The 26,096-nt window shown below is 47.5% G+C and carries 20 protein-coding genes and 1 pseudogene; 12 read left to right on the plus strand and 9 right to left on the minus strand.

The window, feature by feature from the left end:
- The first annotated feature begins 5 nt into the window (after positions 1-5).
- Together T360_RS0111915 and dnaB are read left to right on the plus strand one after the other, a co-directional pair.
- Positions 6-620, plus strand: a complete 615-nt coding sequence (locus T360_RS0111915; RefSeq protein WP_028912984.1) for a trimeric intracellular cation channel family protein — start codon at positions 6-8, stop codon at positions 618-620.
- Between the two features lie 37 nt (positions 621-657).
- Positions 658-2,166, plus strand: a complete 1,509-nt coding sequence (gene dnaB / locus T360_RS0111920; protein WP_028912985.1) for a replicative DNA helicase — start codon at positions 658-660, stop codon at positions 2,164-2,166.
- A gap of 3 nt (positions 2,167-2,169) precedes the next feature.
- Here the strand turns inward: dnaB and T360_RS0111925 are convergent, their stop codons facing one another.
- Genes T360_RS0111925 through dnaN form a run of 5 tightly spaced genes read right to left on the minus strand, consistent with a single transcriptional unit; the run spans position 2,170 to position 8,462 of the window.
- Entirely contained in the window at positions 2,170-3,882 is a 1,713-nt protein-coding gene (locus T360_RS0111925; protein ID WP_051523553.1) for a serine protease, read from the minus strand.
- A gap of 9 nt (positions 3,883-3,891) precedes the next feature.
- The gene (gene recN, locus T360_RS0111930; RefSeq protein ID WP_028912987.1) at positions 3,892-5,550 is read right to left on the minus strand and encodes a DNA repair protein RecN; all 1,659 of its coding nucleotides are present in this window, start codon (positions 5,548-5,550) and stop codon (positions 3,892-3,894) included.
- A gap of 8 nt (positions 5,551-5,558) precedes the next feature.
- A complete protein-coding gene (locus tag T360_RS0111935) occupies positions 5,559-6,464 on the minus strand; it encodes a DUF4835 family protein (RefSeq protein WP_036929534.1) in 906 nt (301 codons plus the stop codon).
- The gene (locus T360_RS0111940) at positions 6,461-7,318 is read right to left on the minus strand and encodes a 3'-5' exonuclease (RefSeq protein ID WP_028912989.1); all 858 of its coding nucleotides are present in this window, start codon (positions 7,316-7,318) and stop codon (positions 6,461-6,463) included. Before T360_RS0111940 ends, T360_RS0111935 begins: the two co-directional genes overlap by 4 nt.
- Before the next feature lie 19 nt (positions 7,319-7,337).
- On the minus strand, positions 7,338-8,462 hold the full coding sequence (gene dnaN, locus T360_RS0111945; RefSeq protein ID WP_028912990.1) for a DNA polymerase III subunit beta: 1,125 nt from the start codon (positions 8,460-8,462) through the stop codon (positions 7,338-7,340).
- Positions 8,463-8,629: 167 nt separating this feature from the next.
- Between dnaN and T360_RS0111950 the strand changes: the two genes are divergently transcribed.
- Positions 8,630-9,016 carry a DUF3127 domain-containing protein gene (locus T360_RS0111950; protein WP_028912991.1) on the plus strand — a complete coding sequence of 129 codons (387 nt, stop codon included), beginning with the start codon at positions 8,630-8,632 and terminating at the stop codon, positions 9,014-9,016.
- 210 nt (positions 9,017-9,226) lie between these two features.
- Here T360_RS0111950 and T360_RS0111955 read toward each other — a convergent pair whose 3' ends face one another.
- Complete coding sequence (locus T360_RS0111955; protein ID WP_028912992.1) at positions 9,227-9,937, minus strand: tRNA1(Val) (adenine(37)-N6)-methyltransferase; 711 nt, start codon at positions 9,935-9,937, stop codon at positions 9,227-9,229.
- 102 nt (positions 9,938-10,039) lie between these two features.
- Here T360_RS0111955 and lon point away from each other — a divergent pair, with 102 nt between their 5' ends.
- The 9 genes and pseudogenes from lon to T360_RS0111995 all read left to right on the plus strand — a co-directional run bounded on the left by lon (position 10,040) and on the right by T360_RS0111995 (position 21,249).
- Positions 10,040-12,499: an endopeptidase La gene (gene lon / locus T360_RS0111960; RefSeq protein WP_028912993.1), complete on the plus strand. Its 2,460-nt coding sequence runs from the start codon at positions 10,040-10,042 to the stop codon at positions 12,497-12,499.
- A gap of 20 nt (positions 12,500-12,519) precedes the next feature.
- Complete coding sequence (gene tgt / locus T360_RS0111965; protein ID WP_028912994.1) at positions 12,520-13,662, plus strand: tRNA guanosine(34) transglycosylase Tgt; 1,143 nt, start codon at positions 12,520-12,522, stop codon at positions 13,660-13,662.
- The gene (locus T360_RS0111970; protein WP_155949533.1) at positions 13,659-14,822 is read left to right on the plus strand and encodes an LptF/LptG family permease; all 1,164 of its coding nucleotides are present in this window, start codon (positions 13,659-13,661) and stop codon (positions 14,820-14,822) included. Before tgt ends, T360_RS0111970 begins: the two co-directional genes overlap by 4 nt.
- Before the next feature lie 24 nt (positions 14,823-14,846).
- A pseudogene (locus T360_RS15315) lies at positions 14,847-15,998 on the plus strand (DEAD/DEAH box helicase); the annotation flags it as partial.
- 199 nt (positions 15,999-16,197) lie between these two features.
- Entirely contained in the window at positions 16,198-17,031 is an 834-nt protein-coding gene (ispE, locus tag T360_RS0111980; protein ID WP_028912996.1) for a 4-(cytidine 5'-diphospho)-2-C-methyl-D-erythritol kinase, read from the plus strand.
- Between the two features lie 11 nt (positions 17,032-17,042).
- Positions 17,043-18,083: a UDP-glucose 4-epimerase GalE gene (galE, locus tag T360_RS0111985; protein ID WP_028912997.1), complete on the plus strand. Its 1,041-nt coding sequence runs from the start codon at positions 17,043-17,045 to the stop codon at positions 18,081-18,083.
- Positions 18,084-18,280: 197 nt separating this feature from the next.
- Positions 18,281-18,988, plus strand: a complete 708-nt coding sequence (locus T360_RS15320; RefSeq protein ID WP_051523555.1) for an ABC transporter substrate-binding protein — start codon at positions 18,281-18,283, stop codon at positions 18,986-18,988.
- A 24-nt stretch (positions 18,989-19,012) separates the two neighbouring features.
- Entirely contained in the window at positions 19,013-19,225 is a 213-nt protein-coding gene (locus T360_RS15870) for a hypothetical protein (RefSeq protein WP_155949535.1), read from the plus strand.
- Positions 19,222-21,249, plus strand: a complete 2,028-nt coding sequence (locus tag T360_RS0111995; RefSeq protein ID WP_036929536.1) for a SpoIIE family protein phosphatase — start codon at positions 19,222-19,224, stop codon at positions 21,247-21,249. The genes T360_RS15870 and T360_RS0111995 overlap by 4 nt, the downstream gene beginning before the upstream one ends.
- A gap of 106 nt (positions 21,250-21,355) precedes the next feature.
- On the opposite strand, the gene T360_RS0112000 is transcribed toward T360_RS0111995, so the two are convergent.
- The 3 genes from T360_RS0112000 to T360_RS0112010 form a co-directional block, all read right to left on the minus strand.
- Positions 21,356-22,633, minus strand: a complete 1,278-nt coding sequence (locus tag T360_RS0112000) for an NCS2 family permease (protein ID WP_028912999.1) — start codon at positions 22,631-22,633, stop codon at positions 21,356-21,358.
- Positions 22,630-23,679: a HAMP domain-containing sensor histidine kinase gene (locus T360_RS0112005; RefSeq protein WP_036929539.1), complete on the minus strand. Its 1,050-nt coding sequence runs from the start codon at positions 23,677-23,679 to the stop codon at positions 22,630-22,632. The genes T360_RS0112000 and T360_RS0112005 overlap by 4 nt, the downstream gene beginning before the upstream one ends.
- A 256-nt stretch (positions 23,680-23,935) precedes the next feature.
- Entirely contained in the window at positions 23,936-26,071 is a 2,136-nt protein-coding gene (locus tag T360_RS0112010) for a SurA N-terminal domain-containing protein (protein ID WP_028913001.1), read from the minus strand.
- Positions 26,072-26,096 lie beyond the last annotated feature (25 nt).

Raw genomic sequence — 26,096 nt, forward strand, 5'->3', positions numbered from 1 at the left:
GAATAATGGATCAGGAGTTTATCATTAAGTTAATAGAGTTATTAGGTACATTTGCCTTTGCAATATCAGGCATCAGGCATGCCGCTGCCAAGCAGTTTGATTGGTTTGGCGGTTATGTGTGTGGCGTGGCTGTTGCTATCGGTGGTGGTACCATTCGTGATGTGATGCTGGGCACCACACCTTTCTGGATGACTAACGCCATCTATCTGATATGTACTGCTGTAGCACTGCTTACAGTTGTTGTATTTGGTAAGTGGATGGAGCCGCTGAAGAATGCGTGGTTTGTATTTGATACCTTGGGTTTGGCGCTCTTTACCATAGCCGGTATACAGAAGAGTCTAGCTTTCGGGCAGCCTTTCTGGGTGGCTATCATCATGGGTTGCATAACAGGTTCTGCTGGTGGTGTGATTCGTGATGTGTTGCTGAATAATGAGCCGGTGATATTTCATAAGGAGATATATGCCATGGCATGCGTAGTTGGAGGTGTGGCCTATTGGGGGCTCGACGAACTCGGATTGGCAGCAGAGATCAGTGCTGTAGTGAGTTTCATAGTCACCTGCATGATTCGTTTCCTGGCTGTTCGCTATCACCTTTCATTACCTGTTTTGAAAGAGAAATAATCATTATAGATAAAAGTAAAATTGTCAATATATAAAAATGGCAGAACAAACAAATAGAAGAAGAAAGAGTAATAATCAGCTCGTGGATCCTACTTTCGGACACCTGCAACCACAGGCTTTGGAGATAGAGAAAGCCGTGCTGGGAGCGCTCATGATAGATAAGGATGCATATGCCGTGGTATGTGAGATACTGCGTCCTGAAAGTTTCTATGAACCTCGCAACCAGATGGTTTATGCCGCTATTCGCGACCTGAGTATGGAAGAGAAGCCTGTTGATATCCTGACTGTGACCGATCAGTTGGCTAAGTCGGGAAATCTGGAACAGGTTGGTGGTCCTGGCTACGTGGCTGAGTTGAGTTCGAGTGTAGTATCATCAGCCAATATCGAGTATCATGCTAATATCATCGCACAGAAATCACTGGCTCGACAGTTGATATCTTTCGCTAGTATGATTCAAACCAAAGCCTTTGATGACACCATCGATGTAGAGGATTTGATGCAGGAAGCTGAGGGCTCGCTTTTTGAGCTTTCACAGCATAATATGAAGAAGGATTATACAGCTATCGACCCAGTGATTTCGTTGGCTGTAAAAGGCATTCAGGATGCTGCTAAGAATACCGACGGACTGACTGGTGTGTCAACGGGCTACTTCAAGCTTGACGATCTGACCAGTGGTTGGCAGGCATCAGACTTGGTTATTATCGCCGGACGTCCTGCGATGGGTAAGACGTCGTTTGCTTTGTCGATGGCCAAGAATATTGCTGCTGATATCCGTACGCCTATGGCTTTCTTCTCTCTTGAGATGTCGAACGTTCAGTTGGTGAACCGATTGATTTCAAATGCTTGTGAAATTCAAGGTTCGAAGATTCTGAACGGACAGTTGCAGCGCGACGAATGGGAACGATTGGATAAGAATATCAATAAACTGCTGGGAGCTCCACTTTATATCGATGACACACCAGGTCTTTCTGTATTCGAGTTGCGTACAAAGGCCCGCCGACTGGTGCGTGAGCATGGTGTGAAACTGATTATGATTGACTACCTTCAGCTGATGAATGCTAACGGCATGCGTTTCAGTAGCCGTCAGGAAGAGGTGTCAACCATTTCGCGTTCGTTGAAGGGACTGGCTAAGGAGTTGAATATTCCTATTCTGGCACTAAGTCAGCTTAACCGTGGTGTCGAGAGTCGTGAGGGCTTGGAAGGAAAGCGTCCACAGTTGAGTGACTTGCGTGAGTCGGGAGCCATCGAGCAGGATGCCGACATGGTACTGTTCGTTCACCGTCCGGAGTATTATCATATCTATCAGGATGACAATGGTCGTGACCTGCATGGTATGGCACAGATCATCATTGCTAAACACCGTAAAGGTGCCACAGGTGATGTGCTACTGACATTCCGTGGTGAGTTTACGCGTTTTGAGAATCCAGAGGATAAAGTTATTGAAAACCGTGCACCTATGGGTGGTGGTGAGATTCTAGGTTCAAAAATAAACGGAGACAACCCACCGTTGCCTCCGTCAGATCCGAACGAACCGTTACCTTTCTAACGGTTACTTGTATTTCTCAATCAAATTATCGGCCTGCAGATTGCCCATTTCCTTGGCTTTCTGCAGGTTTTGTATTCCCTCCTTCTTGTTGCCCTTCAGGCATTGAGCCACACCTAAGAACAGATAGCCGTCGCTATCACTGGCATCTACTGCCAAGCTCTCTTTGGCGGTGGCAATAGCATTGTCGTACATACCTACACGAATTTCAAGTGAAGCTTTTTCTGCATAATAGAAAGTCTCTTTAGGATTCATCACAATAGCGCGGGTGATGTCATTGAGTGCCTGCTGATACAGGCGTCCTTCTATCTCTGCCTGATGACGGATATAGTAGAAATTGTCGTTTACATTTGCCTTCATGAGCTCTTCGTAGTCGTTCATGTCAGCAATAGCATCGCGATACTTCTTGGCTTGAAGACGAGCCTGGGCGCGCGACCAGAGATAAGGGGCTGCCTCTTTGAGATATGGCTTACTGAAGGTGCACATGGCGCTGTCCATCAATGCCAGCATAGCTGTGGTATCTTTGAGCATCTCCTTGCATCGCGCTGCACTGAAATAAAGTTCGGCGCTCTTAAGGTTGGTGCCCGAAAGTTCATTGTAGATATCATAAGCTTCGGCATACTTCTTCTGACCAAACAGAATGTTGGCTTCCATCTGTCGATACATCAGCTGTGGGTTCTGTGCATACGCAGTGCGAACCTCTTCGAGCGCTTTTTCGAATGTCCATTTGTCGTAAGCCACATCAGCCTGGAAAATCATCTTGTTGTAGATCATACGGGCATAATTATAATGAACATCGTCTTTCTGTGTAGCGTTCTTGATGGCTGTTTCCATGTCTCTGTCAGCTGCTGCAAAATCATTCTGTGCAGCCTTTAACTGGGCGCGATACATATATCCATCAGCTGCATTTGGGAACTTCTGGATAAAATCTTCAATCAGTGTGACATAAGCGGCAGAATCCTGACGTGTCTGAGCCATGTAAAGGGCCAGCACAGCCTCCTTGATATTATCGGGTAGCTCCTTCTTAATCTTAGTCTGCAACAAGGTTGACTCATTCATGCCGAAGCCTGAAATCTTAAGTGAGTCAGCAAAGCGTGCGCTCACGGCATAGTTGAGCGTGTCTTTATCCGAGGCAGGCTGCTGCATCAAACCGATAACCTCGCCAGTCTGATTGAAAAGGGGACAGCTGACGGTGTTGGCAGGCATGGTGAGTGCTATGGTATAGTAATCGTATTCGCCTTGGAAGGTCTCTGCCTTGCGTATGGCGCCTGCAGGCACGTTCTTTACTTCGTGGTAGGGTAACAGCCAAGCCTGACTGCCTACAGTTGCCGAAGCACTACTAATGGCAAGAGGTTGCGTCTTTCCATTGACACGGAACTTCGCAACATCGTACATATCATTGACACCTATGATGCTTACTACAGGTAACTCCTTGCCTGAAGCATCAATGACAATAGCGCGGCTTGCACCCTTGAACGGAGTGTAGTTGCTGACTGCCTCACCATTGCTGCCTGTAAAGAAACCATTGCTGCTACCGATAAGTGACCCGTCGTCAGCAAAGGTTTTTAAGGTGAACACAGACTTAGTCGCTTTTTTTACCCAGCTAGGTTGGGCATTAGATAGTAAAGGCATAAACGAATAAGCGAATACAAGGAAAACCTTGATACTGTTGATGATAAATTTCTTATCAATTCTGATTGTATTTTCTATTGATTTCATGTTTTATTGTTATTTCTTGAGTAATTCTTTAGCATTCTGAATGGCAGCCTCTGATACATCGCTACCACTCAGCATCTGTGCTATCTCGCGTACGCGTTCATCAGTATCAAGCTGTCGCATCTTGCTAGTGGTGCCATTGGCTGTTTCATTTTTCTCTACCTTATAATGCACTGAGCCCAAGGCAGCAATCTGTGGTAGGTGCGTGATGCTGATAACTTGTCGGCCATGACCGCCCATTTCTTTCATGATCTGTGCCATCATCTCAGCAGTCTTTCCGCTGACACCGGTGTCAATCTCATCGAAAATGATAGTGGGCAACTTCACGGCGCCGCTGATCATCGCTTTCAGCGACAGCATGACGCGTGCTATCTCACCGCCAGAAGCCACTTGCGAAACAGGTTGGAGTGGGGTGGAGGTGTTGGCGCTGAAAAGGAATGAAACTCTGTCTGCACCATTTATACCAAGTTCAGTTGCTGACAGTTGTATGCTGAAGCGTACATGTGGCATGCCGAGTGGTATCAGGCGTTGCTGCATTTCTTCCTCAATTTTCTTAGCTGCCTTGATGCGGAGCTTGGTAAGTTTCTCAGCCTCCTTATGAGCCTGAGCTTCCTGCTGCTTGAGGCGCGATTTTATTTCGTCGAGTGACTCATCACCATTCTCGATGGCTTGCAGTTGCTGTTGCAGGTTGTCGCGCTTCTCAATCAGTGCCTCTACACTATCAACATGATATTTCTTTTCTAACTCATATATTCTATCCAATCGACTGTTCACCTGATCTAGTTCGGCTGGATTGAAATCCACTGACTCCAGCATGTCAGAGATTTCGTGGGCAATATCCTTGAGGTCGATATAGCTGCTGTCGATGCGCTGTATCAAGTCGATGACACCGGGATAGACATTCTCTATGCTATGCAAAGCTGACAGTGATGAGCGAAGGGATTCAATGACGCCATTCTGTTCGGCCGAAAGGGCATTGTCGGTGGTATATAGTGCACTCTTGATGTCCTCAGCATGCTCCATGGTGTCGCTACGTTGCTCCAGTTCTTCCTGTTCGCCTTTAATGAGTTGGGCGTTGAACAGTTCTTCATACTGGAACTGCAGGAAATCGCGACTGTCACGATTGCGTTCTATAGCTGCTATCAGCTCAGCCAGTTCCTTTTCTGTGGCTTGATAGGCAGTATATATTTGCTGATAATTGGCTAATTGTGTGGCATCATCAGCAATAATATCTACCACTTCCATCTGGAAGTCTTGCTTATTCAGCAACAGGTTCTGGTGTTGCGAATGCACATCCATTAGCTGGTCGCCCAGTTCCTTGAGCATAGAGAGGGCTACTGGTGTGTCGTTGATGAACGCACGACTCTTGCCGGCAGCTGTCAGTTCACGGCGTATGATACAGTCGTCGGCATCATACTCGATATCATTATCGGTGAAGAATGTCTCCATGCCATAGCGTGACAAGTCAAAATGTGCTTCGATGACACATTTGTCAGCACCTTGCTTGATAGTTTTAGAGTCGGCACGCTGACCCAATAGCAATGCGATGGCACCTAGTATAATACTCTTACCGGCTCCAGTCTCACCTGTGATGACCGAAAAACCCTCGTAGAGCGAGATGTCCAGTTCGTCAATCAGCGTGAAGTTCTTGATATATAAATGCTTAAGCATAATTCTCTTTATTTGGTAATTAGTTCCCAACTATTGTTTTGCGAGGCGTTGAGCCCCATCAGCAAATTGTAGATGCGCTGTTTCTCTTTCTGTGTGCCTTTACCTTTGTAGATGCTGGACAGTTCGTCTTTCTTATAGTCGGTCCATATCTGTGGCAGCAGGCTCAGCGGTTTGTTTTCATGGGCCTGTTGCAGATCGTTCTCCAAGGCCGCTGTTATCTCTGTGCGTCCACGTTCGCTATTATTGGCCATCTCGTCTAGCCCTTTACGATAGTAGTCGTATTGCAACTGGCGGAAGGGTTTCAGCGACTCGTCCATATAATCGTTGATGATGGCAAACCGATTTCTGTTGTCCTCGAATGATTTCCAGCCGGTGAAGCCCAGATTCTGTGCATTGTTTACTAATACCAAGCAACGCTGCAGTACGTCTGTGCCACCCATGGGCGAGAAACTGTCGAGGTCAATGCCAATCACCAGTAGGGCGTAGTAGGCGAGTAGGGCAGTCAGTTGGTTGTCGATATTCTCTTCAGCAAAGTTCAACTGATCGAACAGTTGAAAGTTGAAGTTAAAACTGGCATCCCTATTATTATATAATGTAGTGGTATAATCAGCATTGAATACCGGACGGTTGGCTTGTATGAGTGCAGTGCATTCAAAACGATTTTCATCGCGGAGATACTTGTTTACAGTCAAGTTTATGTTGCACTGTATGCGTTCGTTCTGCTGAAACTGCAAGTCGGTCCAGGAGCGTTCATTCATAAACTGCTCGATGGTCTGTTGCAGGTTTTCAAAGACGCTGGCATCAGTGCCTTGTATCTGACTATGGTTCACACTAACCTTAACTTGCAGCTCTTGGGCATGTATTCCAAGAACTGCAAGCAGTGTCAGTGTGATTAAACAAGTTTTCCTGTTCATCCGTTAAGTTTTGACTCGCGTAAACGAATTCTGGTAAGCACTTGTTTGGTATTATACGTGAAGTCGCCAGAGAGTATCCAACTGTAATAGCCCGGATCGATGTGCAACACATCTGCTACAGGAATTCCCTTATGCTTACCAAAGTTGAATACTTCGGTCATACGTGGATTGCCATCTTCGTCGAGTAGGGTATTGCCATTACGGTCTTTCATCTCTGCCCATACGATACGGCCAGCGAAGTCAACATTATTGTTAACGCGTGAGAATTCGGCTAGCTTGTTGATGTCGTTCTCTAGCATCTTCTCTGGGTCTTCATTGGCACCTGGTGCATATTTGTCCAGTTCGCCCATGAGTACACGGTATGTAGCCTCTGTATCCTGGTCGGCACGATGGGCTTCAAAGTCTTCCTCCATCTTACGACCGCAGTAGAACTTGTAGGCGGCAGCCAGATTTCGGCGCTCCATCTTGTGGAAAATGGTTTGCGCGTCAATCATCTTGCTCTTGCTGAAATCGAAATCTACGCCAGCGCGCAGAAATTCTTCGGCCAACAAGGGAATATCGAAATGGTTAGAGTTGAATCCAGCAAAATCACATCCGGTGAATTTCTCGGCCAGTGTGGCACCCATCTGCTTGAATGTAGGTTTGTCCTTCACATCCTCGTTAGAGATACCCGTCAGTTGGGTAATCATTGGTTCGATGGGCTTTTCTGGGTTTACCAATTCGTTGCCGCGTTCCTCGCGTCCGTCGGGATATACCTTTATATATGAAATCTGGATAATACGGTCCTTAACCAAGTCAAGGCCCGTAGTTTCCAGATCAAAAATAACCAGTGGTTTAGTTAAATTCAGTTTCACTTCCTTTGTCTCCCGCTTTTTAATCGTTAATAAGCATTGGCATCATCAGCATAATAACTTCCTGATTCTCAGGCTGCTCTGACGGCAGAACAAGACCTGCACGGCTTGAGTCAGCCAACTGGATGATGACATCAGTGCACTCGATGTTGCCAAGAATTTCGATGAAAGCATTACCCTTGAATCCGATGCTCATTGGCACGCCGTTATATTCGCAGGTCATGCGTTCGGTAGCTGTCTTTGAGAAGTCGAAATCTTCGGCATCCAACTGGAAGGTGGAGCCTTCTACGTGAAAACGCACCAGGTTGCTTGAGTCGTTTGCGAATGGCTGTACGCGGCGCAATGCTGCCAGGAGTGTCTGTCGGTCCAGACGAACCTCATTGGGGTTATTCTGTGGAATCACTGAATTATAGTTGGGGTAGCGGCCCTCGATGAGACGGCACTGCAGGATACCATCGCCGTAATTAACTTCTGCGTTGCGCTCGTCAAAGCGGATTACAACGTCGCCACCATCTTTTCCTAAGAGGTTCTTCAGCAGGTTGGCTGGCTTCTTTGGCAGGATGAAAGCAGAAGGCTCTTCGCTCTTGATAGTGAAGATCTTGTTGCGCACCAGCTTATGACCATCAGAAGCTACAACAGCCAAGTGGTCGGCAGTGAGGTCGAAATAGATACCATTCATTACAGGACGCAACTCATCCTGAGCAGTAGCAAAAATACTACGGTTGATATTCTCGGCCAGGAGTGCATTGGGCAGTGTGATGCTCTTAGCAAACTCTGAGATAGGCTGCACTGCTGGGAACTCGTCGGCGTTGTCAACAGGAAGTGAGAACAAACCGTTCTGGTATGTGATTTTTACCAGGCTCTGTTCCTGATTCACGTCGAAGGTGATTGGCTGCTCAGAGAAACCTTTGACAGCCTCGAGCAAGTCGTGATTGCCAATGGCGAATTTGAAATCACCATCGCTCTCTGTCAGCTCCAGCTGGGTCTTCATCACATTCTCTGAATCTGAGGCTGTCAGATGCAGGATGTTGTTCTCAATTTCGAATAAAAAGTCGCCCAGGATAGGAAGCGCATTTTTACTATTAATCACTCTCGAGAGTGCAACGAGCTTAGAGCTCAGTGCGGTACTTGATACTGTAAATCGCATAGTTTATAGTTATTTTATTATTCTACATATTATATTATTGGTTACAAAATTACAAAAAAACGTTGAAATGAGCAAAAAAAAAAGGAGAAATTTGTGATATTCAAACTATTTTTAGTAATTTCGCACACTGAAAAAGATAAATTCAACAAATAAAAGCAAAAAAGATAATGGAATTAACAGGTAAAATCATTGCGGTAATGGAGCCTCGTGGAGGTGTTTCGGCCCGTACAGGTAACTCATGGAAGACTCAGGAATACGTTTTGGAGGTTCCGGGTCAGTATCCTAAGCGTTGCGTATTCAACGTGTTTGGCGAAGATAGAATCAATCAGTTCAATATCCAGAACGGTGATGAGCTCACCATCCAGTTTGATATAGATGCCCGCGAGTATAATGGTCGTTGGTATAATGATGTTCGTGCATACAACGTTATTCGCGGTCAGCAGCCTGTAGCAGGTGCTCCAGTTGCAGCTGCTGTTGCTTCTGAGGCTACATCACCATTCCCACCAGCGCAGGAGCCTGCTGGCGAGGGTTCTACTGATGATCTGCCATTCTAATTTGAGTATACATATTATACATTTAGAATAAAAGATTTAGAATAGCTCTTACGAATTGGGAGCTATTCTAATTTTTATTTAGAATCGTCATTATGATAAATATGGTGCTTGAAGAAGAAAAGATTAAGACCGATCAATAAATTATATGTGCCCTATTTTTGCGGTGTTCTGAACGAACCTGATTATTGATTGGAAATATGCAAGAAATATTTATCTAATGTAGAAATCTTTGGTAAGATTGTTATACCATTCGCTACGCTGTCCAGGACTTGTTTCCAGCACTTGCTCTTCGAATCTTACTTGCTCTACAGGATGCTTTCTGAATTCTACCAGATGGCGCTTGGGAAGTTTGTTGGGCGTAGTTTTTATTAGGCAGATTCTGTTTAAGAATAATCCTTCGAAAGCTGCTGCAGATTCTACGTTGTCTTGGTTGTCTGAAGGAATAACTAGCGACAGGATTCCTTCAGTTTTCAGCAGTTGGCTAGCGGTGTGCATCAGACTTTCGTATGTTAAACTAACCGTATGTCTGGCCAGTGTTCGTTGGTCTTGTGGGCAAGTGAGCGAGTCTACAAAATATGGTGGATTGCATACAATAGCGTCATACCCTGCTTTGTCGGTTATTTTTGTAACATCTTCTTTATTTATCATAATCCTGTTAGCAAATGGCGAAGCTGCTATATTCTCCTGTGCTTGCTTGGTGGCATCGGCATCAATATCGATGCCTGTAATCTGTGCTTCTGGAAAGCGTTGCGCCATCATGAGTGCTATAAGGCCTGTACCCGTGCCGATATCGAGAATTTGCGAAGCGCCTATAGGTGCATCTGCCCATGCGCCAAGCAGAGTTCCGTCGGTCCCCACCTTCATCGCGCATAGGTCCTGGACGACGGTAAATTGTTTGAATTGAAAGCTGTTTTTACCCATAATCGCTGCAAAGTTACTAATAATTTGTTAATTCTTGGCTGATTCGTACTTAATTCTTAATTTTTATTAGTAACTTTGCACCCCGATATAATAGTTATGAAAATGAGTAAACGGAATAATACTTCCTCCTTTCAGATGATTGCTGATATTGAAGGGGATTTTCAGGAATATATGAGCGCTTCTACGCCAGAGTCTGTGCCTATCTTGCCATTGCGTGGCATGGTGATTCACCCAGGTACGATGGTGCCTGTCTTGATAGGTCGTAAGTCTAGTAAGGCTTTGGTGGAAAAAGCCGAGAAGAAAGAACTGGTTATTGGTGTTGTGTCACAGCTTAGCCCACAGGTTGATTTTCCTGGAGAGCTTGATATTTATAAAGTTGGCGTTTATGCTAAAGTTGTAAGACTCCTTAAGCTTCCCGATGAAAATTATACTGCCATCGTGCAGGCGTTGGGACGTTTTAGATTGAATAGCATCACGTCGTCGGCGCCCTATCTTCAGGGACTTGTAAGCCCTCTTGAAGATGTTATTCCCGCCGAAAAGGATGTGGAATTTAAGGCGGCTTGTGATAGTCTTCGCGATATGGTTACTAGTTACATCTCTTTGAACGATGACATTCCGGAAGAAGCATCTTTTGCTATTAAGAATATCTCTAACAACGTGGTGCTGGTCAACTATGTTTGCACTAATATGCCGTTTGAATTCTATGAGAAGCAGGATCTGCTGGAAGAAGGCGATGTTAAGAATCGTCTGTTCCGGTTGATGAAAATCCTGAATCGCGAGATAGATTTGTTGAAGCTGAAGGTAGATATCCGCAATAAGACACGTGGTGATATTGATGAGCAGCAGCGTAACTATTTCATACAGCAGCAGATTAGAAATTTGCAGGCAGAGATTGGAAATGGTGAAACGCAGGAGAAGCACGAATTGTGCAAGAGAGGAAACGCTAAGTCGTGGCCCTATGAGGTGCACAAAATGTTTCGTAAGGAGTGTGATAAACTGGATAATCTGAATCCCCAAAGTCCAGAATATAATGTGCAACTCACTTATCTGCAGACGTTGGTTTCTTTACCTTGGGAACAATATACCAAGGATGACCTGAACCTGAAGCGTGCTCAGAAGATTCTCGATAAGGAGCATTACGGTATGGAGAAGGTGAAAGAACGTATTTTGGAGTATCTGGCCGTGCTGGCGCTGCGCTCTGACCTCAAGTCGCCTATCCTCTGTCTCTATGGTCCTCCAGGAGTTGGTAAGACATCGCTTGGAAAGAGTATTGCTGAGGCGATGAAGCGCAAATATGTTCGTGTGTCGCTTGGTGGTTTGCATGATGAAGCAGAGATTCGTGGCCATCGCCGCACTTATATCGGCGCTATGCCAGGTCGTATCATTAAGAGCATCCAAAAGGCAGGCTCAAGCAATCCCGTGTTTATTCTCGACGAGATAGACAAGGTGACGCAGAATACGCATAATGGCGACCCAGCTTCAGCATTGCTGGAGGTGCTCGATCCTGAGCAGAATACTGCTTTCCACGACAACTATCTTGATGTGGACTATGATCTTTCAAAGGTGCTGTTTATTGCTACTGCTAATAATCTCAGTACCATTCCTCGTCCCCTACTCGACCGCATGGAGATTATCGACGTAAGTGGTTATATTACAGAGGAAAAGGTTGAAATCGCAAAGCGTCACTTGATTCCTCGTGAGATTGAGAATACAGGTTTGAAGACTCGTAGTATGAAACCTACATTCAATAAGGCTGCCATCGAAATGATTATTGAGCGCTATACCCGTGAGAGTGGTGTGCGCCAGTTAGAGAAGCAGATCAACAAGGCACTGCGTAAGATTGCCTATAATCTGCAGCTTGATGAATCCAAGGCCTACAAGAAGATTACGCCTAATGAGCTGGAAGATTTGCTTGGTAAGCCTCCTTTCTATCGCGACATCTATCAGGGCAATGACTATGCAGGCGTAGTGACCGGTTTGGCCTGGACTGCTGTTGGTGGTGAGATTCTGTTTATTGAAACCTCTCTTTCTAAGGGGAAGGGTTCTAAACTCACGCTGACAGGTAATCTTGGAGATGTGATGAAGGAGTCGGCCATACTGGCTTTAGAGTATGTGAAGGCTCATGCCGATGCGTTGCACATCGACTACCGTATCTTTGATAACTGGAATATCCATATCCACGTTCCCGAGGGAGCCACTCCTAAGGATGGTCCTTCGGCAGGTATTACCATTGCCACTTCGATAGCCTCTGCCCTCACCCAGCGCAAGGTTCGTAAGAATACCGCTATGACTGGTGAGATTACGCTGCGCGGTAAGGTGCTCCCTGTGGGCGGTATCAAGGAGAAGATCCTGGCAGCCAAGCGTGCAGGTATCACAGATATTGTGATGTGTAAGGATAATGAGAAGGATATCCTTGAGATTCCCGATATGTATCTGCAGGGGGTCAGCTTCCACTATGTGGAGAACGTGCAGGATGTATGGGATTTCGTTCTGACCGATGAGGTTGTGAAGCATCCTGTAGATTTAACTATTCCTGAGGAGAAGGAGAAATTGAAGGGTTGAAGAGTTGAAAAATTGAAGTAATGACATTTGAAGTACAACATACCGATGCAGCTAGTGATGCCCGTGCGGGACTGATTACCACCGATCACGGACAGATACAAACGCCTATCTTTATGCCTGTTGGCACGGTGGGTAGTGTGAAGGGCGTGCACTTTAGTGAGCTGCGCGAGCAGGTGAAAGCACAGATTATCCTTGGCAACACTTATCATCTGTATCTGCGCCCAGGTCTCGACATTCTGCGCCAGGCAGGTGGCTTGCATAAGTTTAACACCTGGGACCGCCCTATCCTTACCGATTCGGGTGGTTTTCAGGTCTTTTCGCTTACAGGTATTCGTAAGCTCCGTGAGGAAGGCTGCGAATTCCGTAGTCATATTGATGGTTCTAAGCATATCTTTACGCCAGAGAACGTGATGGACACCGAGCGTGTGATTGGTGCCGACATCATGATGGCGTTTGATGAGTGCCCTCCAGGACAGAGCGACTATAAGTATGCCGAAAACAGTCTGCGCCTGACGCAGCGTTGGTTAGAGCGCTGTGTGAAGCGTTTCAATGATACTGAGCCTCTGTACGGTTACAAGCAGACGTTGTTCCCTATCGTTCAGGGCTGTACCTATAAGGACCTGCGTCAGGACGCCGCCAAGCATGTTTGCGATGTGCTGAGCAGACTGAATGATGGTGGTGGCGCCTCTATTGGTGGTTTGGCCGTTGGAGAGCCTACTGAGGTGATGTATGAGATGGTTGAAGTGGTGAACGAGATATTGCCTAAGGATCGTCCGCGTTACCTCATGGGCGTTGGTACTCCTCAGAACATTCTGGAGGGTATTGAGCGCGGTGTTGACATGTTCGACTGCGTGATGCCTACCCGCAATGGTCGTAACGCCATGCTCTTCACTTATGAGGGCACCATGAACATGCGTAACAAGAAATGGGAAAACGACTTCTCGCCTATCGATCCCGATGGTTGCGAGATAGATCGCATTCACTCTAAGGCTTACCTGCATCATCTGTTCAAGGCCCAAGAGCTGTTGGCGATGCAGATAGCCTCGATACACAACCTGGCATTTTACCTGCGCTTGGTGGGTGATGCCCGACAACATATCATTGCTGGCGATTTCGTACAGTGGAAACGCTCAGTCATTGACCAATTAGGAAGAAGACGATGAAAGAAGCATTACGCAAGATAGGACATTGGCTGCGATGGCTAAGATGGCTGAAGGTGCTGAATCCATTCGGCTATCTAAGTAGGCTCGACCGTTACATAATAGCCAAGTTTATAGGTACTTACATCTTCTCGATCATTCTGATCATTTCTATCTCGATCGTGTTTGATGTCAATGAAAACCTGGATAAGTTCTTTACCAATAATGCTCCTTTCAAGGCAATAGTATTTGATTACTATGCCAACTTTGTGCCCTACTTTGCTAATCTTTTCTCACCGCTGTTCGTGTTTATTGCCGTTATCTTCTTTACCAGTAAGTTAGCTGGCAATAGTGAGATTATAGCTATGCTGGCAGCAGGCGTCAGCTTTAAGCGTCTGATGCGCCCTTATATGATCTCTGCTGCACTTATAGCAGCTGTGAGTTTCTATTTAGGTGGCTATATCATCCCTAAGGGCAATCAGGTGAAAATGGAGTTTGAGACGAAGTACAAGAACAAGAAGAAGAATCTCTCTGCTAACAACGTGCAGTTGATGGTAGCCCCCGGTGTGATAGCTTATATCCAGACCTACGACGATGTTACAAAGACTGGTTATGGTTTCTCGCTCGATAAATTTGAGAATAAGAAGCTGGTGAGCCACATGACAGCCTCTGTCATTCGTTATGACTCTATCAGCGACAGTCGTTATCACTGGAAGGCCCAGAGCTATAAAATACGTAAGCTGAAGGGCTTGCGCGAGGAGATTGAAAGCGGTGCTGTCATCGATACGCTGATACAGATGGAACCTATGGACCTGGTGTTCTCGAAGGGGCAGCAGGAGACGCTTACTTCGAGCGAGCTGCGTGACTATATTTCTAAACAGCTGGAGCGCGGTTCGGGCAATGTGGTGCAGTATGAGGTTGAGTATCACAAGCGAATAGCCACCTCGTTTGCCTCGTTTATCCTTACTATTATTGGTGTGTCGCTGTCTAGTCGTAAGCGCAAGGGCGGCATGGGATTATATTTAGGTATCGGTTTGGCTCTGTCGTTCGGTTATATCCTGTTGCAGACCATAAGCGCTACCTTTGCCATCAATGCTGATACGCCGGCCATGCTGGCAGCGTGGATCCCTAACATACTGTATGTGTTTATAGCATACTTCTGTTATCGACAAGCGCCCAACTAATTGAGAATTGAGAATTGAGAATTGATGAAATTTGAAGAAACATATTTGAATGATAATATCCTGGATGCGCTTTATGATATGCATTTCGAGGATATGACACCCATCCAGGAGCAATGCATCCCTGAGATACTGGATGGTTATGACGTGCTGGGGGTGGCCCAGACTGGTACCGGAAAAACTGCTGCTTACCTGCTGCCTATACTGTCGGAACTTGATGATGGCAACTTCCCCAAGGATGCTATCAACGCTGTTATCATGTCGCCCACACGCGAGTTGGCACAACAGATCGACCAGGCCATGCAGGGCTTTGGCTATTATCTGGATGATGTGAGTAGTGTGGCTGTGTATGGTGGTAACGATGGTAACCGCTACGATCAGGAACTGCGCTCGATGCGTATGGGTGCAGACGTGCTGATAGCCACCCCAGGCCGACTGTTGAGTCATCTGAAAGTAGGCAATCTCGATCTGTCGCGCTGCTCGTTTTTTGTGCTCGATGAGGCCGACCGCATGCTCGATATGGGCTTTATTGACGATATCCTGAAGCTGGTAAAGGAACTGCCCGACAGTTGTCAGCGCATCATGTTCTCGGCTACGATGCCTAAGAAGATCCGCGAGTTGGCTGTACAGCTGCTACACGATCCTGTGGAGATACAGATAGCTGTGTCTAAGCCTGCCGAGAAGATTCGCCAGATGGCCTACGTGTGCTACGAGCCTCAGAAGCTGAAGATTATCCAGCACATCTTTAATAGTGGCGACCTGCAGCGTGTGATTATCTTCTCAGGTAAGAAAGAGCGCGTGAAAGAGATAACCCGCAAACTCAAGTCGATGCATATCAATTGCGACCAGATGCACTCTGACCTTTCGCAGGCTGAGCGCGATGAGGCGATGTTCCGTTTCAAGGCTGGTAAGACCGATGTGCTTGTGGCTACTGATATCGTGGCCCGTGGTATCGATATTGATGATATCCGTCTGGTAATCAACTATGATGTGCCTACAGATAGCGAGGATTATGTGCACCGTATCGGTCGTACTGCTCGTGCTGATCGTGATGGTGAGGCCATCACCTTTGTGAGTGAAGACGATATGTGCCGCTTCCAGTCGATAGAGCACTTCCTAGGTAAAGAGGTAGAGAAAGTAGCTCTGCCCGAAGGTCTTGGCGAGGCGCCTGAATACAAGAAGCGCGAAAAGAAACCTACCAGTCGTCGAAACGGTCGCTGGCACTCTAAGGGGCATGGCAAGCCCAAGAACGGCGGTAAGTCTAAGAATGGTGGAATGCCCAAGAATGACGGAACGCCCAAGAATGACGGAACGCCCAAGGGCGATGATAAGCCGCAGAATGGTGGTAAACCCAAAGGAAAATCCAAAAAGAAGAACAATGATAACAAAGCCCATAGCAAAGATCAATCTGGGTCTTAATGTAGTTGAGAAGCGCTCCGACGGTTATCACAACCTTCAGACCGTATTCTTCCCAGTGTCCATCGAGGATGCGCTTGAGGTGCTGCCCATGGATTCTGCGTTTCCTTCGGTCGTGGATTGCGACCTGAAGGTGACTAATATCTGTATCGACGGCGACGAGCAGCGCAACCTGGTGGTTCGTGCTTATAACCTGTTGAAAGCCGACTTCCCTGAGATGCCTCGTGTGCATGCTCACCTGTATAAAGGTATCCCTACGCAGGCTGGAATGGGGGGTGGTAGTAGCGACTGTGGTTTTATGATCACCCTGCTTAACCAGATGTTTGGGTTAGGACTCACCGATCAGCAGATGATAGACTATGCAGCCCGCCTGGGTGCCGACTGCGCTTTCTTTATCCTCAACAAGCCTTGCTATGCTGAGGGTATCGGAGAAAAACTTGAACCAATAAGCCTCTCATTATCAGGATGGTATCTATCGCTGGTTCGACCAGACATTCCTGTTTCTACCCGTGAGGCATTCTCACTGATTAAGCCCCACTACCCCGAACTTAACTGTCGCGATGTAGTGCAGCTGCCAGTAGAACTGTGGCGGGGCAAGCTAACTAACGATTTCGAGGAGAGTGTGTTTGCTGTGCATCCCAAGTTGGGTGCTGTCAAGGAGCGCCTGTACGAACTTGGTGCCACCTATGCCGCCATGTCTGGTTCGGGTTCTACCCTATTTGCCCTATCGCGTCAGCCGCTCAATCTCAATGAGTTCTCTCAAGAAGGAACATTCAAGACAACTATATCAATATAATTTAAAGCATTATGAAACAAACAATCCTTGTTACTGGTGGAACCGGTTTCATTGGTAGTCACACAACCGTAGAGCTGCAGGAGGCAGGCTACGAAGTAGTCATCATCGACAATCTGTCGAACTCAAACGCCAACGTTGTTGACGGTATCGAGAAGATTACAGGCGTGCGCCCTGCTTTCGAGCAGGTTGACTGCTGCGACATGGAGGCCCTCGAGGGGGTGTTTAAGAAGTATCCTAAGATTGAGGGTATCATCCACTTTGCTGCCTCAAAGGCAGTTGGTGAGAGCGTAGAGAAGCCTCTGCTTTACTATCGCAACAATCTCACCTCTCTCATCAATCTTCTGGAGCTTATGCCAAAGTATGACGTGAAGGGTATCATCTTCTCATCAAGTTGCACCGTATATGGTCAGCCTGCTCCTGAGAATCTGCCTGTCACTGAGAATGCACCTATCCAGAAGGCTATGAGTCCTTACGGCAACACCAAGCAGGTGAACGAAGAGATCATTCAGGATTACATCCACTCTGGTGCCCCCATCAAGAGTATCATCCTGCGTTATTTCAACCCAATTGGTGCTCACCCATCAGCACTCATCGGCGAGCTGCCTAACGGTGTACCCATGAACCTCATTCCTTTTGTTACCCAGACTGCCATGGGCATCCGCGAGCAGTTGAAGATCTTCGGTAACGACTACAGCACACCTGATAAGACCTGTATTCGCGACTATATCTATGTAGTGGATCTGGCCAAGGCTCACGTGAAGGCTATGGAGCGCGTACTCGACAAACCTGAGTGCGAGGCTGTTGAGGTGTTCAACATCGGTACAGGTAAGGGGCTCTCTACCCTCGAGGTTGTTGAAGGCTTTGAGAAAGCCACTGGCGTGAAGGTTAACTGGACCTATGCTCCTCGTCGCGAGGGCGATATCGAGCAGGTTTGGGGTAATGTAGATAAGGCGAATAAGGTGCTGGGCTGGAAAGCCGAGACACCAACCGACGAGATCCTGCGCACTGCATGGCGTTGGCAGCAGAAGCTCCGCGAGCACGGTATCCAGTAATATCATCATTCACTACAAATCTCCTACAATCCCGTAGGAGATTTGTTTTTTTATATACAATTGTTTCTCTTCAAAAATATATCTTTATATTCTTTCTGAAAGGACAGATTAATCTATACTTTAGAAAAAATCAATTAATCTTCTTTATTTTTGAAAATATTTGTATATTTGCAGCAGAATAAATAGTGTTACTACCTATGAAACGATTTATCTATACCATTCTGCTGTGCATTCTCGCCATATGCAGTACCTATGCTCAAACACAACTGGTTTTCACACCTACGTGGACTGCTCAGGCACAGTTTGCGGGATTCTATGTAGCTGATGCCATGGGCTTTTATAAAGACGAGGGACTGAATGTGATTATCAAGCATCCATCGGTTTCCCGGTCAGGTATCAACCGTTTGAAGAGCGGTGAGAGTCAGTATGTGTCTCTTCATCTGTTGTCTGCCATTGAGATGATTGAGAATGGCGACGAGCTGGTGAACGTGATGCAGTATTTCCAGCAGAGCGCACTGATGATTATCTCCCACGAGCCGATGTACGGTTTGAGAAGTCTTGACCGCAAGCGTGTGGGCTGTTTCAGAATTGGCTTGTCTAATCTGCCTATAGCCGTGGCGCGCAGTCAGAAGGTGAATATCGAGTGGATCCCCTTCTTGTCGCATACCAATCTATATGTGTCGGGTGCTATCGATGCTACGCTTGCCATGAGCTACAACGAGTACTACCAACTGATCATGGCCGGTCAGCGTCTGAAGAAGGAGCAGCTGTTGTATATGCGCGACATCGGTTGTAATATTCCTGAGGATGGACTTTACGTTACCAAGCAATACTACCAGCAGCACAGGGCCGAGGTTGATAAGTTCGTTAGGGCCTCTAAGCGGGGCTGGGAGTATGCACTGTAGCACCCCAAGGAAACCCTCGACATTGTGATGCTCTATATGCGCCAGTCGGGCATCTCGGCCAACGAGGCTGCTCAGCGCTGGATGCTCAAGGAGTGCCTGCGCCTGCTGGTGAGTCCTAATACGGGCAAGCGCACGTATATGCTTGAGTCGGATGGTTTGGATCTGGTGAACCGCATCCTGCTGCAAGGTGGCGAGATAAAGAAACCTATCACTTACAAGCAAATCACTGAGCCATGAGAAATACTGAATTTTTTAAGCCCTTCCGTACGCTCTACGCCCGTATTACTATGTGGATTATGCTTACGGTGCTGGTGGTGTTTGTTGTCATCACCTATATGGTTACCTATTTTGGTGCCAAAGGCGTGCTGTTAGGCTCTACCGAGAATGCCAAGAGTCGTATGGAGATAACCAACCAACGCATCAATAATGTGATGCAGTCGGTTGAAGTAGCTGTTTTCAATACCATCCCCGAGGTGGAGATGTCGTTGAGAAAGCCCGACGACATGTATCGTATCGTGCGCCGTCTGCTAGAGATAAACCCCTATATCGTGGGCTCTGCAGTTGCTTTCGAACCTTATTATTATAAAGAGAAGGGTGAACAGTTTTCACCTTATGCCTACAGAGGTGTGGGCAATAATATATACACCAAGCAGTTGGGTACCACCGATTATGAGTACCACTATATGGACTGGTACCTGATTCCTAAGTTGCTGAAGAAGAATTACTGGAGCGAGCCTTACTACGATCGTGGTGGCGGTGAGCAGATGATGACCACCTACTCTCACCCACTCTACGACAAGAAGGGACATATCTTTGCGATTCTCACGGCCGACATATCGCTCGAATGGGTATCCGACCTGCTGCGAAAGAACGATATCGAGTTCAACCGTAAAGCCTTGGAACTCGATGTGGACAACGAGCAGGAGCTGCAGGCAGAGATGGAGAACGACAGTTCGTTTTTCTATCACTTTGCCTATACCTACATCATCGGTAAGGGTGGCACCTATATCTCCCACCCGCTGCGCGACCGCATTCTGGCCGATACCTATTTCACCTACTCGTATAGTTCGAAGGACAGTATTGACAACCTGATAGGCTATGAGATGATTGACGGAAAGGCTGGCATGAGAACGGTGGATCGCGACGGCACTAAGTTTGTTGTTAGTTATAGTCCGATAGTACGTACAGGTTGGTCGATGGCCACGGTGATACCTTACAAGCTGATTACCAACCGTTCGGCTAAGTATGCCACTATCATTATAGGTGTCATGCTGTTTGGCTTGCTGGTGCTGTTTGCGGTGTGCCGCAGCATTCTGAAGCGCGCCACACGTCCGCTGACGCACTTTGCCCGTTCAGCCGATAATATTGCCAAGGGCGACCTAAACGCTTCGCTGCCGCAGATTAGGACGCGTGATGAGATGAAGCATCTGCACGACTCGTTTGCTATGATGCAGACATCGCTGAAGCAACAGATAGAGGAACTGAAAACGGTGAACGAGCAGAAGGGACGTATCGAGGGAGAGCTGAAGGTGGCGAGCGACATACAGATGTCGATGCTGCCAAAGATATATCCGCCTTATCCCGATCGCCAGGATATCGATATCTTCGGCAGTCTGACGCCTGCCAAGGCTGTGGGCGGCGACCTGTTCGACTTCTATATCCGCGATGAGAAACTGTTCTTTGCCATCGGCGACGTGTCGGGCAAGGGTGTGCCTGCATCATTGGTGATGGCGGTATCGCGCACGCTGTTTCGCATCGTGTCGTCGCATCTCGATGAGCCCAGTAAGATTATGGAACAGATGAACGAGGCTCTGTCTGACCAGAACGATTCAAACATGTTTGTAACCCTGTTTATCGGTTCGCTCGACCTGAAAACCGGTCATCTGGATTATTGTAATGGCGGTCATGATGCCCCATTGCTGATCAACTTGAAAGAGAAGAAGCAACATCTGTTGTCGTGCAAGTCAAACTTGCCGGTTGGTGTAATGCCTGGCTTTAAGTTTGAGCCTCAGGAGACGGATGTGGATACCGACACGCTGATATTTCTTTATACCGACGGACTAACCGAGGCTGAGAATATAGACCATCAGCAGTTTACTGAGACACGCATCTTTAATGTGGCGCAGGAGTTGTATGGTGCTGATGCGGTGACAGCGCATGTGGTAGTGGAGCGCATGACGGATGCTGTGAGTCGTTTTGTCGGCGATGCTGAACAAAGCGATGATCTCACCATGCTGGCAATAAAAAGGAAGAGCATTTAATGTTCTTCCTTTTTTAATCCATCTTTTTCTTTTAGTTTTTTTCTTTATGCCAAAGAAATGGACAGTTCCCCTTCTTAGGACAAGGAGGGTTGGTCGTGAAAAAGTATTATTGACTGATTCTTTTGGATTTCTTGAGTTTTCCCATGAAATTGTATGTATATGACAAGATGATATACGATATCAATCCTGTCAGGATACCATCGGATATACTACCGGTGATGGTCATGAGCAGTATGGAAAGGAAGGCTGGCATGGCCTCAAGATTATACGTGAGTTTGATGTGGCGCACCACGCCGAAGAGAAAGAATCCTGCCACTACCATGATTGGTGATGTGGCGGCTGCTGGTATGGCTAGGAACAAAGGTGAGAACACCAGACTGAGTGCGAAACAGAGGGCTGTGACAAGCGCAGATACACCGGTACGACCGCCCTCGGCAAAACCGGTGGCACTCTCTACATAGGTGGTGACGGTGCTGCAGCCCAGACAGGCACCCGACACGGTGGCCAGGGCATCGCTGAGCATGATGCTGCGCATGTGGGGGATGCGGCCGTTCTTACGGATAATGCCTGAACTGGCCATCACGCCTACTACTGTTCCCAGTGTGTCGAACACATCAAAGAAGAGCATGGTCATCACTACCACCCAGAAATCAGGATGAAACAGATAGTCGAGCGAGAACTGGCACAGTAGTGGTGCTGGAGATGGTGGTAGTGTTATCAACTTGTCGGGGACGGCGGTGATGCCGAACGGCAAGCCAAGCAGCGTGATGATGATGATGCTGAGCAGCAGTCCGCCTTTGATGCGTATCACGGTGAAGAGCCCTGTCAGCAGCAGTCCCAACAGAAACAGCAGTGATGTAGGTGATACGAGTGTCTCCATATGGTTGAAGATGGTGCCTTCGGCCAATATACCACTATTCTTGAAACCTATCATGGCTATAAAGAATCCGATGCCGGCAGCAAAAGCGTATTTCAGTGGTGTGGGCACCATCTCGAATATCACCTGGCGCATGTTACTCACGCAGATAAGCACAAAGAGCAGTCCTTCGATGAGCACGGCGGTGATTGCGAACTGCCATGGGTAGCCTAAAGCCAGACACACCGTTTCAACAAAGAATGTGTTGAGGGTGAGACCAGGTGCCAGACCGAAGGGGCGCTTGGCGATGAATGCCATGAACAGGGTGCCCACGATGGCCGACAGGGCTGTGGCTGTGAACAGAGCGTGAACAGGGAATCCGTAATCGGCTAGCGGCGCAAACATCGCTGGCATGAGGGCCAGTATGTAAACCATGGTGATAAAGGTGGTGATGCCTGATATGATTTCAGTTTTAAGATTGTCTCTCTGCAGCGAGAAACCTAGCAGCGATAATAGTTTTTCTTTCATGCTTGTGGATTGAATGGGATGATAAGATCAAGCTTAGTGCCCTTGTTGTAGGCTGGGTCTATGCTGAGCGTGCCTTGCAGCTGTTCGGCCACCATACGTGCTATCGACAGACCGAGGCCTGCACCTTGTGTGAAACTATCTATTTTGGCAAATCGCTCGAACACGAACTCGTGCTTGTCGGCAGGGATGCCGGGACCGGTGTCGGCCACGCTGAAGTGCAGTTCTCCATCCTCCTGTGTGAGTGTGAGACAGATGGTGCCTTCGGTGGTAAACTTGGCTGCATTCTCCAGCAGTTTGGTGAGGATGATACCTATCTGGCGTGGATGACTCATGATGGTTTCCTCGGCTGGCATGTTGCAGTGCATGTTGAGGCTTACACCATCTTTTACCTGTGATGCCACTGTTTCGGCAGCAGTGGAGATGATGGCCTGTGGCAGGCATTCTTCTGCTGGCAGCTGTTGCTTGCTTCCCTCCATGTTTGAGATGAGCAGCAGGTCGTCGAGGATAGTGGTCAGCAGTCGGGTGTTCTCCTGTATACGATTGCTATAGTCCTGCATTTCTGCTTTAGGCAGTTTGATGCCTGGCATGGTGAGTACCTGTGTGAATCCGCTGATGGCGTTAAGCGGTGTACGTATCTCGTGGGTCATGCTCTGCAGGAATGCTGTCTTGGCTTTTGAAGCAGCCTCGGCGCGGTCGCGCTCGATTGACAGTTGTTTGTTTTGCGCCACCACCACGTTGCGTTCGCGCTCTAGCTGTCGGTTTTTTACCTCCAGAGTGTGTCGCCAGCGGTTGCTGGTGGTCAGAAACACCAGCATGGCTATGATGCCCAGCACCATAGCCACGCCGCCTGTAGTGAATCGCTGCCGCTGTTGCAGCTGCTTGTTTTGTAGTTTCAGTTGCTCGATATCGTTTTGCTTTTCAGCTTGATAGTCACTTTGTGTAGCGGATGATTTCTCTAAAAGTGTTATTTCCTGTTGCGCTTTTAAAGGGGAAAGCTCATACTTACAGCTTGTTATGGCTGATGTCATCAGTAATACGGCTATCATGCCGACTACCATTTTCGTCCAGATTGCAGGGCAAAATCTCATGTTCTTAAAGTTATTGCTTGCAAAGTTACGAATATTTTGCTAAAGAAACAAGCGATTGCCTCTCTTTTTTTATATAATTCTGATAAAAAGAAATGAGGCTATTGACGAGCCGCTGGCGACTAAAAAAGACCGGAGGTCATCACGACTCCCGGTCTTCAATTAATAAACCTGTTAAGATCTTTAAATCTATTTAATGAATATCTATCAATTTCTTTTAGAAGAACAAGTAGCGGTTATCTACTACGCCTGCCTTCTGATACAGCTCCTGCATGAAGATGCGAGCGGCCTGTGAAGCCTGCATCTGCAGTTGCTGCTCGGTCTGAGCGGCATCGAACTTAGCACCTGCGCGGTTGCTCTTCTTGAGTACCTTGAACAGGTAAGCACCACCGTTACCCTTTACTACATTCTTGCTGAACTCGCCAGCCTTCACAGCGCTTACAGCACCTGCCAGAGCAGGCTCGCTGGCACCTGTGGCCTGTACGAATACAGGAGCAGAGAATGTGATCTGATTTACTGAATCGATGCGAGCACCCTTAGCCTTAGCTGCAGCCAGGTCGTTTATACCGGCCAGCTTAGCCTTGATCTGCTCGAACTTCTTATCGCGGATCACCTGAGCCTTCAGCACCTCCTTCAAGCTGCTCATGTCGCGGTAGCCCACAGGGTTAACCTTGGTCAGAGCTACTACGAGCAGGTGGTCGTTGTTGCCACACTCGTAAAGTGGGCTCACCTCGCCTGGTTTAGCGTCGAAGATCCACTTCATAGTCTCACGTGTGGCGCGCAGGTTAGCTACGTTGTGCTCGTAGTTAAACAGGTCCTGACGTGGAGTAACCTTGTAGCCGAACTTACCAGCATTCTTCTCCATATCCTCGATAGTCTTGTTCTCGCTTACAAACTGGCTGAACTTGTTATATGCCTCAGAGTATGTCTGCTTTGAGAAATCAATGCTGTGCTTGATGACAGCAGCGTCATACTTATCTACCATAGCCTTACGGGCAGTAACCTGCAGGATGATGTTGCCCTGAGCAAACTCCAGGTTCTTAACATCGTTAACAGCCAGGTTGTTGATAGCTGTGAGGTAGTTCTTCGACTCCTCGTCGATTGTGTTGCTATTCTCATACATAGCTGATGTGAGCCACTGCTTAGCACCGGTCTGACCGTACTTCTGAGCCAGCTGCTCAAACTCGGCACCGGCCTTCAGAGCGTTGTAAATGCTGTCGGCGGTCTTCTTAGCGGCCTCTACAGTAGCACCACCTACCTGAATCTGGCGATACTCGATTGAGTCGGGAGCCTGAGTTTTAGAGATGAGCTTAACTACGTTCAGAGTGTTATCGAAAGCAGTCTCGAATACGGCTGAAGTCTGACCTACTGCCATTGAGTCGAGCTTAGCTGCGATATCAGAAGGATAAGCGCGCTTGGTTGCTGCCAGACCACTATAAGCAAACTGTGACTGAGCCTTACGAACCACCTCGGCGGGGATAGCACCGCTCTGCAGCTTCTGGGCTGCGTCGGTCATGGTCTTCATCAGAGCCTGACGGTCGGCAGCAGATGCTACTACCTGGAAGTCAACGTACTTGATGTCGCGGCTCTCAACGTCCTGCTTGAACATCTCCTTCTGCTCGTCGTACTTGGCCTTCAGATCCTTGTCGTCAACCTTTACGTCGTTGTCGTTGATGCTTGAGTAGGCAATAGAAGCCAACTGGATGTCGCTCTCAGTGTTCTGACCCTCGAAAGCCATCTTGGCTGAAATGGGGTTAGAGAGCAAGCAACCGCCAAGCAGCGACTGATATTTCTGAGCCAGGGTGTTGCTGCGCAGCTGCTTCTCGATAAACTGCCAGTACTTATAGATAGTTTGGTAACTCTCTGCCAGCTGTGGGTTTGAACCTGCCTTCTTATAGTCATCCAGGAACTTGGTGAGCATGGTTACGTCGAAACGACCAGTCTGCTGGTTTACGAATGGGCTCTGCAACAACATTGGGTTGGTGCCCTCCTTCAGGATGTTCTGAAGCTCCTCGTCGGTAACTGTCAGACCAAGCTTCTCGGCCTCGGCCTTGATGATCTGCTCGTTAACGTACTGACTCCATACCTGATCCTTAATCTGATTCAGTTCCTCCTCAGAGAAGTTGTCGCGGTTCTGAGTAATCTTCAGCACGTCCTGATACTCGTCGACCAGAGACTGGAACTCCTGAACGTTGATTTTGTTTCCTAACACTTCGCCTATCTGCTGGCGTTCCTGGTTCTTGGTTGCTTCGCAAGAACGGAATGCTTCTTCAGCAATAAAGGCGAAAAGGCCTAAGCCAATAATTCCTACGAGGGCTACGCCTCTCTTACGGATTTTTCCTAATGCTGCCATAATGTATTTAAATTTTTAATTATTA

Source organism: Prevotella sp. MA2016 (assembly GCF_000619825.1).
Taxonomy (GTDB): domain Bacteria; phylum Bacteroidota; class Bacteroidia; order Bacteroidales; family Bacteroidaceae; genus Prevotella.

Excerpts from the sequence above, each read along its gene's own strand:
- T360_RS0111915 (WP_028912984.1), top strand. The coding sequence starts at position 6 with ATGGATCAGGAGTTTATCATTAAGTTAATAGAGTTATTAGGTACATTT.
- dnaB (WP_028912985.1), top strand. The coding sequence starts at position 658 with ATGGCAGAACAAACAAATAGAAGAAGAAAGAGTAATAATCAGCTCGTG.
- T360_RS0111925 (WP_051523553.1), bottom strand. The coding sequence starts at position 3,882 with ATGAAATCAATAGAAAATACAATCAGAATTGATAAGAAATTTATCATC.
- recN (WP_028912987.1), bottom strand. The coding sequence starts at position 5,550 with ATGCTTAAGCATTTATATATCAAGAACTTCACGCTGATTGACGAACTG.
- T360_RS0111935 (WP_036929534.1), bottom strand. The coding sequence starts at position 6,464 with ATGAACAGGAAAACTTGTTTAATCACACTGACACTGCTTGCAGTTCTT.
- dnaN (WP_028912990.1), bottom strand. The coding sequence starts at position 8,462 with ATGCGATTTACAGTATCAAGTACCGCACTGAGCTCTAAGCTCGTTGCA.
- T360_RS0111950 (WP_028912991.1), top strand. The coding sequence starts at position 8,630 with ATGGAATTAACAGGTAAAATCATTGCGGTAATGGAGCCTCGTGGAGGT.
- T360_RS0111955 (WP_028912992.1), bottom strand. The coding sequence starts at position 9,937 with ATGGGTAAAAACAGCTTTCAATTCAAACAATTTACCGTCGTCCAGGAC.
- lon (WP_028912993.1), top strand. The coding sequence starts at position 10,040 with ATGAGTAAACGGAATAATACTTCCTCCTTTCAGATGATTGCTGATATT.
- tgt (WP_028912994.1), top strand. The coding sequence starts at position 12,520 with ATGACATTTGAAGTACAACATACCGATGCAGCTAGTGATGCCCGTGCG.
- T360_RS0111970 (WP_155949533.1), top strand. The coding sequence starts at position 13,659 with ATGAAAGAAGCATTACGCAAGATAGGACATTGGCTGCGATGGCTAAGA.
- ispE (WP_028912996.1), top strand. The coding sequence starts at position 16,198 with ATGATAACAAAGCCCATAGCAAAGATCAATCTGGGTCTTAATGTAGTT.
- galE (WP_028912997.1), top strand. The coding sequence starts at position 17,043 with ATGAAACAAACAATCCTTGTTACTGGTGGAACCGGTTTCATTGGTAGT.
- T360_RS15320 (WP_051523555.1), top strand. The coding sequence starts at position 18,281 with ATGAAACGATTTATCTATACCATTCTGCTGTGCATTCTCGCCATATGC.
- T360_RS0111995 (WP_036929536.1), top strand. The coding sequence starts at position 19,222 with ATGAGAAATACTGAATTTTTTAAGCCCTTCCGTACGCTCTACGCCCGT.
- T360_RS0112000 (WP_028912999.1), bottom strand. The coding sequence starts at position 22,633 with ATGAAAGAAAAACTATTATCGCTGCTAGGTTTCTCGCTGCAGAGAGAC.
- T360_RS0112005 (WP_036929539.1), bottom strand. The coding sequence starts at position 23,679 with ATGATAGCCGTATTACTGATGACATCAGCCATAACAAGCTGTAAGTAT.
- T360_RS0112010 (WP_028913001.1), bottom strand. The coding sequence starts at position 26,071 with ATGGCAGCATTAGGAAAAATCCGTAAGAGAGGCGTAGCCCTCGTAGGA.